We start from the raw sequence: 12882 nt of genomic DNA, 5'->3' as shown, positions 1-12882 counted from the left end.
ATGGAGATTGCTGTGACATTTCTGGCGGGAATGGCCGCGATGGCTGTGCTGTTTGCCTTTGCCCAGCGGTTCATGGGGTTTCAGGCCCAGAAGCCGCAGGATTACGCGGGGCAGGAACCGCGCTTTGACCTGCGCCAGCACCTGAGCGGCCCGATGACCTGCGAGGGCGTCATCTACGGGCCGATGGGGCGTGTCAGTTCACGCTTTACTGCCGATATGGAGGGGCGTTGGGACGGCAACAAGGGCGTTCTGGCCGAGCATTTCCGCTACGACAGCGGCACCGTGCAAGACCGCGAATGGCGGCTGAGCATCGGCAATGACGGGCGCATCCGGGCCGAGGCAGATGATCTGGTGGGCCACGGCCAAGGCACCGCCGAGGGCAGCGCGCTGCAACTGCGCTACACGATCCGCCTGCCTGAAAGCGCGGGCGGGCACGCGCTGGACGTGACCGATTGGTTGTATCTGGTCGACGACAAAACCATCGTGAACCGCAGCCAGTTCCGCAAATTCGGCATCAAGGTAGCCGAGCTTGTCGCCACCATGCGCAAGGTGGACCCATGAGGAAACTGTCGGGCAAAACCTATTGGTTGGTCGGTGCCTCCGAAGGATTGGGCCGCGCGCTGGCCGAGAAACTGTCGAAAGCGGGCGTATCGCTGGTCCTAAGCGCACGCAATGCCGACAGTTTGCAGGCGCTGGCAGATGGCCTGCCCGGTGACGCGCGGATCGTGACCTGCGATGTGTCGGACCGCGCGTCGGTCGTGGCGGCGGCGGAACAGGTTGGAGAGGTGGACGGGCTGGTGTTTCTGGCCGGCGTCTACTGGCCCTTCCCCGCGCAAGACTGGGACGCAGAGCAGACAGAGGCCATGTTCGACGTGAACCTGACCGGCGCGGCCCGCGTGCTGGGCCAAGTGGTGCCTAAGATGGTCGCGCGCAAATCGGGGCATATCGTCATCACCGGATCGCTCTCGGGGTATCGGGGTTTGCCGGGGGCGATCGGCTATGCCTCGTCGAAAGCGGGGTTGATGCATTTGGCCGAATCCATGCATTGCGACCTGCGCGGCAGCGGGGTCGATGTGCAACTGGCGGTGCCCGGCTTCATCCGCACGCGGCTGACCGACAAGAACAACTTCACCATGCCCTTCCTGATGGAGCCGGATCAGGCGGCGGATGAGATGATGACGCTCATGCGCTCGAACAGTTTCCAGCGCGCCTTTCCGAAGCTGTTTTCGCTGGTCTTCCGGGGCGGCAATTTCCTGCCCGACTGGGCCTATTACCGTATCTTCGGCGGCAAATAAGGTCGCCGAAAACAAAGGCCGCAACGCGCGGGTGCGCATTGCGGCCTTTGGTCTGCTTCAAGGGACAGGCCTTAGATTTCTTTCTTCAGCACATCGACCAGATCGGTCTTTTCCCAAGAGAAGCCGCCATCCGCTTCGGGCTCGCGCCCGAAATGGCCATAAGCCGCCGTGCGCTCGTAGATCGGACGGTTCAGGCCCAGATGGTCGCGAATGCCCGAGGGTGTCAGATCCAGCGCGCGGGCAACGGCGCGCTCGATCGCGTCTTCCTCGACTTGGCCCGTGCCGTGGGTGTCGACATAGATCGACAGCGGCTTGGCCACGCCAATCGCATAGGACAATTGCAGCGTGCACCGCGAGGCAAAGCCAGCGGCCACGATGTTCTTGGCCAGATAGCGCGCGGCATAGGCGGCAGAGCGGTCCACCTTGGTCGGGTCTTTGCCCGAAAACGCGCCGCCGCCATGCGGGGCCGCGCCGCCATATGTGTCGACGATAATCTTGCGACCGGTCAGGCCCGCATCGCCATCGGGGCCACCGATGACAAAGGTGCCGGTTGGGTTGACCCACCATTCGGTCTTGGCGGTCAGCCATTCGGCCGGCAGCACTTCGCGAATGTAGGGTTCGACGATGGCACGAATATCGTCCGAGGTCTGGCTTTCGCTTTCATGCTGCGTGGACAGCACAAGCTGCGTCACTTCGACCGGCACCCCGTTTTCATAGCGCAGCGAAAGCTGCGTCTTGGCATCGGGGCGCAGGCTGGGCACCTCGCCCGATTTGCGCGCCTGCGCCAGACGCTTCAGAATCTTGTGCGAGTACTGGATCGGCGCGGGCATCAGTTCGGGCGTCTCATCCACCGCGTAGCCGAACATGATGCCTTGGTCGCCCGCCCCGTCACGGTCCACGCCCTGGCTGATATGGGCGGATTGTTCGTGCAGGAAATTCAGCACATGGCAGGTGTTCCAGTGGAACTTGTCCTGCTCATAGCCGATATCCTTGATGCAATCGCGCGCGATTTGCGGGATGCGGCCCATGTAATCCTTCAGGCGCTCGGGGTCGGACAGCCCGACCTCGCCGCCGATGACCACCAACGAAGAGGTGGCGAAGGTTTCGCAAGCCACGCGGGCATTGGGTTCTTCGGCGATCAATGCGTCCAGCACGGCGTCCGAGATACGGTCGCAAACCTTGTCCGGATGCCCTTCAGAGACCGACTCTGAGGTGAAGATATAGTTCTGTCTTGCCATGTTCATTCCGCGTTGCTGTGCTGACGATCCTGCCGGGGCAAATCGCCACGCTATGGACGGCTTGGAAGGGTTCGCGCCGTCTTAGCAAGAAGCACCATGGGGCACAATTGCCGAATGCGCGGCATCCTGCGCCGGTGCGTCATTGCGATTTGCGGGAAAGGACTGGCTGGGGTGGTAGGATTCGAACCTACGGTACACGGTACCAAAAACCGCTGCCTTACCGCTTGGCTACACCCCAACCGTGAGCGGCGTTCTAGCCAAGGCGCAGATTGGCTGCAAGCACAATCTGCGCCCTTTTCGGCAAGAATTTCGCGCCTCGTTTTTCCGGGGCGCGACAGCCTTTATTTCGTCGAGCAGGTGTTGACCCCGATGATGGAATAGAGCGGGCAGGTCCGCATCAGGCCGGTTGCCAGCGGCACGATCCCGATCAGATACAACCAGCTATAGGCCCCGTCCATGTTCAGCACGAAGCCCAGAAGCAGGGCCGCGCCCACGACGATACGAAGAATGCGGTCAATTCCGCCTACATTTTTGGCCAGCATGTCAAAGACTCCTTGTTTGGCGATATGAACGCAACATAGCGCCCGTTCGCCCAAAGTCTGTGACAAGGTCACTTAGCCGATACGTTCCAGCCCCGCGCGGTCGCGGATCGTGATCTGGCCGCGCCGCAACGCGATCAGCTCTTGGCCGACCCAGCGTTCCAACTGGCGCGAGACGACCTCGCGCGCGCTGCCGATCCGGGTGGCCAGTTCGGCATGTGTGGCCGTGACCTGCGCGCCATCCGCCAGGTCCAGAAGCGCGCGGGCCAGCCGCGCCTCGATCCGGGTGAAGGCGACTTGTTCCAGAAGCGCCGTCAACTCGCCCATGCGCGCGGCGAAGGCGCGAAAGACAAAGGCCCGGAAGGCGCCCGACCCTTCGATCAGGCGCGCGAATTCCGTTGCCGGGATCATGGCAATGCGGGCGGGCGTGACGGTGCGCGCCTCGCCCGAATAGGGCATGTCGCCCAGCAGGCCCAAGGTGGTCTGGATGCAGCTTTGACCCGGTTCAATGGCATAGAGCAGAATTTCGCGGCCCGACGCGGCGGTTAGTGTCACCTCGACCCGCCCCTCCAGCACCATGGCAAAGCCTTGCGCATGGTCGCCCGCGCGAAACAGGCATTGGCCCACGGGCAGGTCCATGGCGGGCAGGGCATCCAGCCGCGCGATAGACGCCGCATCCAGCCCCGGCAAAAGCGCGCCCGCCCAGCCCATCAGCCGCGCCCGCGCGCTGCAAACCGTGGAAGCAGCGCCGAGAAATCGCGCCCGCGCCCGTCCTCATCCTCGACGAAAGCCGCGTAAAGCGTGGTGGCGCGGGCACCCATGGGCGTGTCGGCATCGACCGCTTCGGCAGCTTGCTGCGACAGGCGCAGGTCTTTCAGCATCAACTCTGCCGCGAAACCCGGTTTATACTCGTTGTCGGCCGGGCTTTGCGGGCCGACGCCGGGGGCCGGGCAATAGGCATTCATCGACCAGCTATAGCCCGACGAGGTGCTGACCACGTCGAACATGCGCGCGCGGTCCAGCCCCAGCTTGTCGGCCAGCGCAAAGGCTTCGCAGGTCACCGCCATCGTTGCACCAAGGATCATGTTGTTGCAGATCTTGGCCGCTTGGCCTGCGCCCGCGCCGCCGCAATGGACGGCCTTTTGGCCCATGATCTCGAACAGGGGTTGGACGGTCGCAAACGCAGCGTCTGACCCGCCGACCATAAAGGTCAGCGTCCCCGCCGCCGCACCGCCCACCCCGCCAGAGACAGGCGCATCCAGCGCGCCCAATCCTGCGGCTTCGGCCTGCGCGGCGACAATGCGTGCGCTGTCGACATCGACGGTCGAGCAGTCGCACAGCACCGCGCCCGCCGCCATGACCGGAATGATCGTATCCGCCACATCGCGCAGGATCGCGCCATTGGGCAGCATGGTGATAACGACCTCTGCCCCCGTCGCGGCCTCTGCCGCGCTTGCGGCCTTGCTCACGCCATCGGGGCAGGGGGCTGTCAGGTCGAACCCCGTCACCGCGTGGCCTGCCTTGGCAAGGTTGGCCGCCATCGGCGCGCCCATATTGCCCAAGCCGATAAATCCGATTTTCATGGCCTCTCTCCCTCTGTCTCGAATGTCATCTCTGCCGCGCCTAGCGATGCAAGCATAGCCTCAACCTCCGCAGCGCTGACCTCTGCCAAACTGGAATGCCGCCAGTGGGGCGTTCGGTCCTTGTCGATGATCGCGGCGCGGATGCCTTCCAGAAAGTCTGATTGTTCGGTCGCGCGCCAGGTGAAGCGGTATTCCATCGCCAGCGCGTTGCGAATGCCGGGCGCGGGGCCAAGGCGGGCCAGCACCTCTAGCGCGCAGGCTTGCGCCAAGGGCGAACCGCGCGCGAGCATCTCCAACGCCTCGGTTGCAAACGAGCTGCGATCGGTCTGCAAGGCGGTGACGATCTCGGCGCCGGTCGCGCCCTGAAACAGCCGGTCAATCTGCGCCGCGCGCGTGGCAAGCGGGCTGTCGGGCGCGCTTTGGTCCGGGATCGCGCGCACATCCCCTGTCGCGACCAGCTCGGCCACAAGCGCGGCCCAATCGGCGCGCGGCACGAAATGATCCGCAAACCCGGCCCAGATCGCGCAGCCCGGTCCCATCCGCGCCCCGGTCAGCCCCAGATACGCCCCCGCGCGCCCCGGTGCGCGCGCCAGCAAGCGCGAGCCGCCGACATCCGGCACGATCCCCACGGCGCATTCGGGCATGGCGATGCGGCTTGTGTCGCACACCACCCTGTGGCTGGCATGGCAGCCAAGCCCCACGCCACCGCCCAGCGTATACCCTTGCATCAGCGTGACGATCGGCTTGGGGTATTCGGCAATCCGCGCGTTCATGCGGTATTCATCGGCCCAGAACCGGCGGCCATAGCCCGCATCCCCGGCGCGGCCCGTGGCATACATCTCGCCCAGATCGCCGCCTGCGCAAAACGCCTTGTCGCCGGTCGCATCCACCAGCACCAGCGCAACCGCGTCGTTCTCGGCCCAATCGCGCAGCGCCGCATCTATGGCCAGGCACATCTCGTAGCTCAGTGCGTTCAGCGCATGGCCACGGTCCAGCGTGATCCGCCCGGCGCGGCCCTCGCGGCGAATATGCAGATCGGTCATGCCGCGCTTTGCTCCATCGCCCCTTCGACACACCCTGGCAACACGGGCCAGAGCGTTCTCATCCTGTGGGGCCGCGCCCCTGACTTCAACCCCGTTTTCCGAACGAAGGCTTGGGCTAAACCACCCCTTCATCCTTGTAAAAATATCCTGCGGGGGGTGCGGGGGGTGCAAAACCCCCCGCGTGCCACGTCAGTCCATGGCCTTGAAGTTGAAGGCCGCACCCTCCTTGATCCCGCTCGGCCAGCGAGAGGTCACGGTCTTGGTGCGCGTGTAGAACTTGAACGCATCCGGCCCGTGCTGGTTCAGGTCGCCAAAGCCCGATTTCTTCCAGCCCCCGAAGGTGTGATAGGCCAGCGGCACCGGGATCGGCACGTTGATACCCACCATCCCGATATTGATGCGATGCGCGAAATCGCGGGCGGTGTCGCCGTCGCGGGTAAAGATCGCCGTGCCGTTGCCGTATTCGTGGTCCATCGCCATGCCGATGGCTTCGTCATAGGTCTTGGCGCGCACCATCGACAGGACCGGGCCGAAGATTTCCTGCCGGTAGATGTCCATATCCGTGGTGACATGGTCGAACAGATGCGGGCCCACGAAAAAGCCGTTCTCATAGCCTTGCAGTTTGAAATCGCGCCCGTCGACGACCAGTTCAGCCCCTTGGTCTACGCCGGTCTGCACCAGCCGCAGGATGTTTTCCTTGGCGGCGGCGGTCACGACGGGGCCGTAATCCACGTCATCGCCAGCGGTCCACGGGCCGACCTTGAGCGCTTCGATCTTGGGAACAAGGCGTTCGCGCAGCGCGTCCGACGTCCCCTCGCCCACCGGCACGGCCACGGAAATCGCCATGCAGCGCTCGCCCGCAGCGCCGTAGCCCGCGCCGATCAGCGCGTCGGCGGCCTGGTCCATATCGGCGTCGGGCATGATGATCATGTGGTTCTTCGCGCCGCCGAAGCACTGCACGCGTTTGCCGTTCGCGCAGCCCCGCGCATAGATATATTGCGCGATGGGGGTCGACCCGACAAAGCCCACGGCCTGCACGGTCTCGTTGTCCAAGATCGCGTCGACCGCGTCCTTGTCGCCATTGACGACCTGCAACACGCCATCGGGCAGGCCCGCTTCCTTGAAAATCTCGGCCAACATCAAGGGCACCGAGGGGTCGCGCTCGGACGGTTTCAGGATCATCGCGTTGCCGCAGGCCAGCGCCGGGCCCATTTTCCACAAGGGGATCATGGCCGGGAAGTTGAAGGGCGTGATGCCCGCGACCACGCCCAAGGGCTGGCGCATGGAATACATGTCGATGCCGGGGCCGGCGCTGTCGGTGAATTCGCCCTTCAAAAGCTGCGGCGCGCCGATACAATATTCGATCACTTCCAGACCGCGCTGGATGTCGCCCTTCGCATCGACGAATGTCTTGCCATGCTCGGAGGACAGTTTTTCGGCCAGCTTGTCCATGTCGCGGTTGATGAGGGCTACGGCGGCCATCATCACGCGCGCGCGTTTTTGCGGGTTGGTGGCGCCCCATGCGATCTGGGCTTGCGCGGCGCGGGCCACGGCGTCGTCCAGTTCGGCTTTGCTGGCCAGCGGCACGCGCGCCTGCACGTCGCCCGTGGCGGGGTTGTAGACATCGGCGAAGCGGCCAGATGTGCCTGCCACGCGTTTGCCGTCAATCCAGTGGGAAAGCTCTTCCATTCCATCCTCCAATCGCTGTTCGGGCGCACAGTAGCCTTGCGTTTTCGCCTTGGGAAGCGGCAATATCCCATCTCGGCATTGCAAATTTGCAAGGGTTGGGCGGATGGATTGGGACGATATGCGCGTCTTTCTGGCGCTGGCGCGGGCACAAAGCCTTGGGCGCGCGGGGCAGGCGCTGAAGATGGACCCGGCCACCGTGGGTCGCCGCATCGCGCGGCTTGAAGCGCGGCTGGCGCGGCGTTTGTTCCAACGTTCGCACCAAGGCTATGCGCTGACCGAAGACGGCTTGCGCCTGCTGCCGCATATAGAGGCCGCGCAGGCGCATCTGCGCGCCGCCATCGCGCCGGGTGCGCCGGGGCAGGGCATAAGCGGTCAGATCCGGCTGGGGGCGCCCGATGGCTGCGCGAATTACCTGCTGCCGCAGGTCATCGCGCAGATCTGCGAAGCGCACCCGGCGCTGGAGGTGCAGATCGTGGCGTTGCCGCGTGTCTTCAACCTGTCGCGGCGCGAGGCGGATATGGCCATCGGCGTCTCTGCCCCGCAGGCCGGGCGGCTGGATGTGCGCAAGATCACGGAGTATCACCTGCATTTCGCCGCCACGCGCGCTTATCTTGCCGCGCATCCACCGATCCGCAATCTGGGCGATCTGCGGGCGCACAGGCTTGTCGGCTATATTCCCGACATGATCTTCGATAGCGAGTTGGATTATTTGGCGCGGCTCGACCTGCCAGGCGCGCAGATGGCGTCCAACTCGGTGCCCGTGCAGTTGAACCTGCTGCGCCACGGGGCCGGGCTTGGCGTGGTGCATGATTTCGCTTTGCCACAGGCACCGGAATTGCGGCGGGTGCTGACCGACGAATTTCACCTGACCCGCGCCTTTTACCTGATCCGCCATGCCGATGACCGGCGCAACAGCCGCCTGGACCGCTTTGCCCAAGCCCTGACCGACGGGGTCGCCCGAGAGGTGGCGCGCCTGGAACAGGCGGTGCGACAGACAGAGAACCGTCCCTAGGCCAGTTCCGAAAAGCCGAAGATGCGCGCCGCTTGCGCCGGTTTCTGCCCTCTTGAAATGCTGCTGAGGAACCGTGCCTTTTCGCCCTGTTCGCAGTCGGGGGCGAAACACAGGCCGATGCGCTGGCCCCGCACCCAACGCACCTCGGCGCGCACAAGCGCCCCTTTGCAATGCAGGCTGAGCGTATCGCCCGCCATCACGTCGCGCACCCCCTCCAGACAGACCCCCTCTGCCGAGAAATCGCGCAAATAGGCCGTCTCTCGCCTGTCGTGATGGATGACCCCGACCATGGCCGAGCTGCGACTGCGTGTGACTTTGCGGACCATAACGCCCCCCGTTGCTGTGCCCCATTGGCCACAAGCACAGCACGGGCGTCGTTTAGAAACGGTAAATCCGGGGTCTGATCGGCCCAATTGATTGACTTGATGGTTAATTTCTTCCATCGTCACCCAAAGCGCCGACAGAGCGCACCAGAGATCGAGCAGAATTTGAGACGCATTGTCGTAGTCTTGCAGGCGGTGAGCCTGGCGCTTTTGATGGGCGCAGCGCAGGGGTATGCCCAAGCGCCTGTCCAAGATGCGCCTGCCGATGTGCCTCGGACCAGCCGACCCGCGCCTGATCCGGCCGTTGTCGCAACATGGCGGCAGGCTTTGCTGCATATGCGCGACGGTGCCCCGCGCGCGGCGCTTCCGCTTTTGGAACAACTGGTTACGGCCTATCCCGCCAATGGGCGCTTTCGCTTGGAACTGGCCCGCGCGCTTTACCAGACCGACGACCATGACCGTGCGCGATACCATTTCGAATACGCGCTGTCGGGCGAGCTGAGCCTGGGCGAAATCAATGCCGCGCAGGAATACCTGACGGCGATGGACACCCGCAAAAGCTGGCGCGGGCAGGCGCGGATCGCGATCGTGCCGCAGTCGAACCCGTGGCGCCGCTCGGGGCGGCGCTTTGTCGATATCGGTGGCGTGCTGCTGCTGCCGCTTCCCCCGGTCGAGCGTGCGGTGGGTGTCGAAGTGGGGTTGGGCGGCACATGGATTCCCCGCCTTGCCCCCGACCTGCACGCGCGGTTTCATGTCATGGCGACCGGGCAGCTATTCGAGGATAAAGCCTTTAACCGCGGCCATCTGCGCAGCGAAATCGGGTTCGTCAGCTATGGCGATCTGGGACGCAGCTTCGGCATGGGGATCACGCTGCAAGGCGCGGGCGGGCGCGAAGGGGTCATCATGAAGGGGGCGGGCATCTATGCCGCGTTCCAGCGCCGGTTCGGGCGTAAGACGCAACTATCCGTTACGGCCAATTTCGACCAGTTGCGCTACCCGACAGCGCCACAATTCGACGGCCCGCGCGTGACCTTCGGGCTGGGGCTGCGGCATATCCTGACGCCGCAACTCAGGCTGTCGGGCTCGCTCAGCCTGTCGCACCACCGCACAGAAGCGTTGTTTCATCGGCGCAGCGACGCGGTGGTCGGTGTCGGCGCGGAATACGCGTTTTCCGGCGGTTTCGTGACCGGGCTGGAAGCCAGCCTTGGCCATACCCGCTTTGTCGAGGCCAACCCGCTCTTGTTCCAATATGGCCCGCAACGCGACTGGAGCGCGACGCTGTCGACGACCGTGATGCACCGGGATCTGACGGTTTACGGCTTTGCCCCGGTGGTGGAATTCGAGGTGCAGCGCCATAAAAGCAATGTGCCCATGCGCAGCTTCAACAATCTGAAAGTGTCGCTAGGGGCCACGCGAAATTTCTGATCCTCGGCCGGATTTTAAGGTCATGTTAACCAATGCGCGGGCAATCTGGCCTCATGCGTATTCTCCTCGTTGCCCTTCTGGCGCTTGCCGCCTGTGACAGCCCCTCGCCCATGTTGGGGCGGGCAGAGCCGACGCGGCTGACCGTGGACGGCCATGACATTACCGTCTGGCGCGCGGGCGACCGGGTCGAGGCCATTCGCCACGGCTTCGTGCGGCGCGACCGGATGGCCGATCTGCGCGGCACGCTGATGCAGGCCATGCGCCAGGCGACAGGCTGCGATCTGCGCAAGGACAGCGTGGAAGGCGATATCGGTGTGCTGCGCGCGCGGCTTGACTGCGACGATTAAGCCATTTGCGCCAGATCAAGGACAGGGCCGGTCAAATCCCGTAACTTCGCCGCAAGTTTCACGAACCGAGGAGTGTGCCGATGTTTCGCCTGTTTTCGCTTATCTTCAGCATTGCCGGGGCCACCTGTGCCGGGATCGGCGTTGTGATCGCGCTGGTGATCGGGCAGGACACGCTGACGCCCATTCTGGTCTGGGCAGCGGCGGGCGGCATTGTCGGGCTGATTGCCAGCTATGTGGTTACCAAGATGATTCTGGCCAACGAAGCGGCCTGACCTGCGGCCCTAGTCGAGCCACGCGCGGACGCTTGCCTCGAACGGGCGTGGGGCTTCGGCGTGCAGCCAATGGCCCGCATTCGGGATCTTGGCGAATTTGGCGTTTGGAAACAGCGCTTTGATGGCGGGGCGGTAGTCCGCTTGCATGTAGTCGGACTTGGCCCCGCTCAGAAACAGGGTCGGGCCATCGAACTGTCCCGCGACCGTGTCGGGCCAGCCGATGATCTTGTCCATCTCGCGGTCCAGAACCGGCAGGTTCAGCCGCCAGCGCGGCGGTTCGGCCCGCAAATCCAGCGATTGCAGCAGAAACGCACGCACGCCGGGGTCCGGCACGGTGATGGCGAGCGCGGCGTCGGCGCTGGCGCGGGTCGAGAGCGCGGACAGATCCAACCCTTGCATGGCCGCGACCAGAGGGCGCTGGGTATGGCCATAGGCGACGGGCGCAATATCGGCGACAAGCAGGCGGTTCACCAGTTCGGGCCGCGTCAGCGCCAGCAACATCGTGGCCTTGCCGCCCATGGAATGCCCCAGCACGTCCATCGGTGCGCCATGTGCGGCGATGACTTCGGCCAGATCGGCGGCCATGGCGGGGTAGTCGTGCGTGTCGGTCCAAGGGCTGTCGCCATGGTTGCGCATGTCGACGGCTATGACCTGCCGGTCCGAGGACAGGCGCTTGGCGATCGCCCCCCAGTTGCGCGCCGAGCCGAACAGGCCGTGCACGATCAGCAGGGGCGGGGCCGCCCCTTCGCTTCCGTGAACGACCTGCGCGAGCCGCATCAAAGCTGCGGGTAGATCGGGAAGCGCGCGCAGAGGGCGGCCACTTCGGCCTTCACGCGGGCCTCGACCTCTGCGTTGCCATCTTCGCCATTGGCGGCAAGACCGTCGACAACCTGCACGATCCAATCCGCGATCTGGCGGAACTCGGCCTCGCCAAAGCCGCGGGTGGTGCCGGCGGGCGTGCCAAGGCGAATGCCGCTCGTGACCATCGGGCTTTCAGTGTCGAAGGGGATGCCGTTCTTGTTGCAGGTGATATGCGCGCGGCCCAAAGCCTTTTCGGTCGCGTTGCCCTTCACGCCCTTGGGGCGCAGGTCCACCAGCAGCAGATGCGTGTCGGTGCCGCCGGTGACAGTGGCCAGACCGCCCTTTTCCAGCTGGTCGGCCATGGCTTGCGCATTGGCGATAACCTGCTTTTGGTAGTCGCGGAAACCGGGGCGCAGCGCCTCGCCAAAGGCCACGGCCTTGGCGGCGATCACATGCATCAGCGGGCCACCCTGGATGCCGGGGAAGATGGCCGAGTTGAACTTCTTCGCCAGCGCCTCGTCATTGGTCAGGATCATGCCGCCGCGCGGGCCGCGCAGGGTTTTGTGGGTGGTCGTGGTGGCGACATGGGCATGCGGGAAGGGCGACGGATAAAGACCCGCCGCGACCAGCCCGGCGAAATGCGCCATATCCACCAGAAGGTAAGCGCCCACGCTGTCGGCGATCTGGCGCATCCGGGCAAAGTCGATCACGCGCGGAATGGCAGAGCCGCCGGCGATCAGCATCTTCGGCTTGTGTTCATTCGCCAGCGCCTGAATCTGGTCGTAGTCGATGGCATAGTCACCCTCGCGCACGCCATATTGCACGGCGTTGAACCATTTGCCCGACTGGTTGGGCTTGGCGCCATGGGTCAGGTGGCCGCCGGCATCAAGGCTCATGCCCAGAATGGTGTCGCCCGGTTGCAGAAGTGCGGTGAACACGCCCTGGTTCGCCTGGCTGCCGGAATTGGGCTGCACATTGGCGAAGCCGCAGTCGAACAGCTTGCAAGCGCGTTCGATCGCAAGGTTCTCGGCAATGTCGACAAACTGGCAACCGCCATAGTAGCGCCGGCCCGGATAGCCCTCGGCGTATTTGTTGGTCAGCACAGAGCCTTGCGCCTGCATCACCGCCGCCGAGACGATATTCTCGGATGCGATCAGTTCGATCTCGTCGCGCTGGCGGCCCAGTTCGGCCTGCATGGCGGCAAACAGTTCGGCATCGCGGGTGTCGAGGGTTTCGGTGAAAAAACCTGTGTCGCGGGTGGTGATGTCCATTGCGGCCTCCGGCAAAGGGTTTGGATGCCGTTCCCTTAGAGCAT

Annotated in this window: 15 protein-coding genes and 1 tRNA gene; 6 read left to right on the top strand and 10 right to left on the bottom strand. The window is 64.4% G+C overall.

Annotated elements, in window-relative coordinates:
- Entirely contained in the window at window positions 1–561 is a 561-nt protein-coding gene (locus tag J1C52_RS12060) for a DUF3833 domain-containing protein (protein ID WP_370633266.1), read from the top strand.
- Window positions 558–1295: an SDR family NAD(P)-dependent oxidoreductase gene (locus tag J1C52_RS12055; RefSeq protein ID WP_227428200.1), complete on the top strand. Its 738-nt coding sequence runs from the start codon at window positions 558–560 to the stop codon at window positions 1293–1295. Before J1C52_RS12060 ends, J1C52_RS12055 begins: the two co-directional genes overlap by 4 nt.
- Before the next feature lie 71 nt (window positions 1296–1366).
- Here the strand turns inward: J1C52_RS12055 and metK are convergent, their stop codons facing one another.
- From metK to J1C52_RS12020, 7 genes are all read right to left on the bottom strand, one after another.
- On the bottom strand, window positions 1367–2533 hold the full coding sequence (gene metK / locus J1C52_RS12050) for a methionine adenosyltransferase (protein ID WP_227428199.1): 1167 nt from the start codon (window positions 2531–2533) through the stop codon (window positions 1367–1369).
- A gap of 163 nt (window positions 2534–2696) precedes the next feature.
- Window positions 2697–2771 (bottom strand) — tRNA-Gln (locus J1C52_RS12045).
- A 103-nt stretch (window positions 2772–2874) separates the two neighbouring features.
- Window positions 2875–3075, bottom strand: coding sequence for a YgaP family membrane protein (locus J1C52_RS12040; protein WP_227428198.1), 201 nt, complete (start codon window positions 3073–3075; stop codon window positions 2875–2877).
- Between the two features lie 72 nt (window positions 3076–3147).
- Window positions 3148–3783 carry a Crp/Fnr family transcriptional regulator gene (locus J1C52_RS12035; protein WP_227428197.1) on the bottom strand — a complete coding sequence of 212 codons (636 nt, stop codon included), beginning with the start codon at window positions 3781–3783 and terminating at the stop codon, window positions 3148–3150.
- Window positions 3783–4655, bottom strand: coding sequence for a 3-hydroxyisobutyrate dehydrogenase (gene mmsB / locus J1C52_RS12030; protein ID WP_227428196.1), 873 nt, complete (start codon window positions 4653–4655; stop codon window positions 3783–3785). The genes J1C52_RS12035 and mmsB overlap by 1 nt, the downstream gene beginning before the upstream one ends.
- Entirely contained in the window at window positions 4652–5698 is a 1047-nt protein-coding gene (locus tag J1C52_RS12025) for an enoyl-CoA hydratase/isomerase family protein (RefSeq protein ID WP_227428195.1), read from the bottom strand. The genes mmsB and J1C52_RS12025 overlap by 4 nt, the downstream gene beginning before the upstream one ends.
- Window positions 5699–5887: 189 nt before the next feature.
- Window positions 5888–7387, bottom strand: a complete 1500-nt coding sequence (locus tag J1C52_RS12020; RefSeq protein WP_227428194.1) for a CoA-acylating methylmalonate-semialdehyde dehydrogenase — start codon at window positions 7385–7387, stop codon at window positions 5888–5890.
- 103 nt (window positions 7388–7490) lie between these two features.
- Here J1C52_RS12020 and J1C52_RS12015 point away from each other — a divergent pair, with 103 nt between their 5' ends.
- On the top strand, window positions 7491–8399 hold the full coding sequence (locus J1C52_RS12015) for a LysR family transcriptional regulator (protein WP_227428193.1): 909 nt from the start codon (window positions 7491–7493) through the stop codon (window positions 8397–8399).
- Here the strand turns inward: J1C52_RS12015 and J1C52_RS12010 are convergent.
- A complete protein-coding gene (locus tag J1C52_RS12010; protein ID WP_227428192.1) occupies window positions 8396–8725 on the bottom strand; it encodes a PilZ domain-containing protein in 330 nt (109 codons plus the stop codon). The genes J1C52_RS12015 and J1C52_RS12010 overlap by 4 nt on opposite strands.
- Window positions 8726–8935: 210 nt before the next feature.
- On the opposite strand from J1C52_RS12010, the gene J1C52_RS12005 reads away from it, so the two are divergent.
- The 3 genes from J1C52_RS12005 (at window position 8936) to J1C52_RS11995 (ending at window position 10766) form a co-directional block, all read left to right on the top strand.
- Window positions 8936–10147 carry a porin family protein gene (locus J1C52_RS12005; RefSeq protein ID WP_227428191.1) on the top strand — a complete coding sequence of 404 codons (1212 nt, stop codon included), beginning with the start codon at window positions 8936–8938 and terminating at the stop codon, window positions 10145–10147.
- 53 nt (window positions 10148–10200) lie between these two features.
- Entirely contained in the window at window positions 10201–10494 is a 294-nt protein-coding gene (locus J1C52_RS12000; RefSeq protein ID WP_227428190.1) for a hypothetical protein, read from the top strand.
- Between the two features lie 80 nt (window positions 10495–10574).
- Window positions 10575–10766 carry a CTP synthetase gene (locus tag J1C52_RS11995; RefSeq protein ID WP_227428189.1) on the top strand — a complete coding sequence of 64 codons (192 nt, stop codon included), beginning with the start codon at window positions 10575–10577 and terminating at the stop codon, window positions 10764–10766.
- A 9-nt stretch (window positions 10767–10775) separates the two neighbouring features.
- On the opposite strand, the gene J1C52_RS11990 is transcribed toward J1C52_RS11995, so the two are convergent.
- Window positions 10776–11543, bottom strand: a complete 768-nt coding sequence (locus J1C52_RS11990; protein WP_227428188.1) for an alpha/beta fold hydrolase — start codon at window positions 11541–11543, stop codon at window positions 10776–10778.
- Complete coding sequence (gene glyA / locus J1C52_RS11985) at window positions 11543–12838, bottom strand: serine hydroxymethyltransferase (protein WP_227428187.1); 1296 nt, start codon at window positions 12836–12838, stop codon at window positions 11543–11545. Before glyA ends, J1C52_RS11990 begins: the two co-directional genes overlap by 1 nt.
- Between the last annotated feature and the right edge of the window lie 44 nt (window positions 12839–12882).

This window comes from Roseibaca sp. Y0-43, assembly GCF_020667835.1.
In the GTDB taxonomy this organism is placed as follows: domain Bacteria; phylum Pseudomonadota; class Alphaproteobacteria; order Rhodobacterales; family Rhodobacteraceae; genus Roseinatronobacter.
The sequence above is the reverse complement of the archived record's forward strand: the minus strand, read 5'-3'. Positions and strand labels throughout refer to the sequence as shown.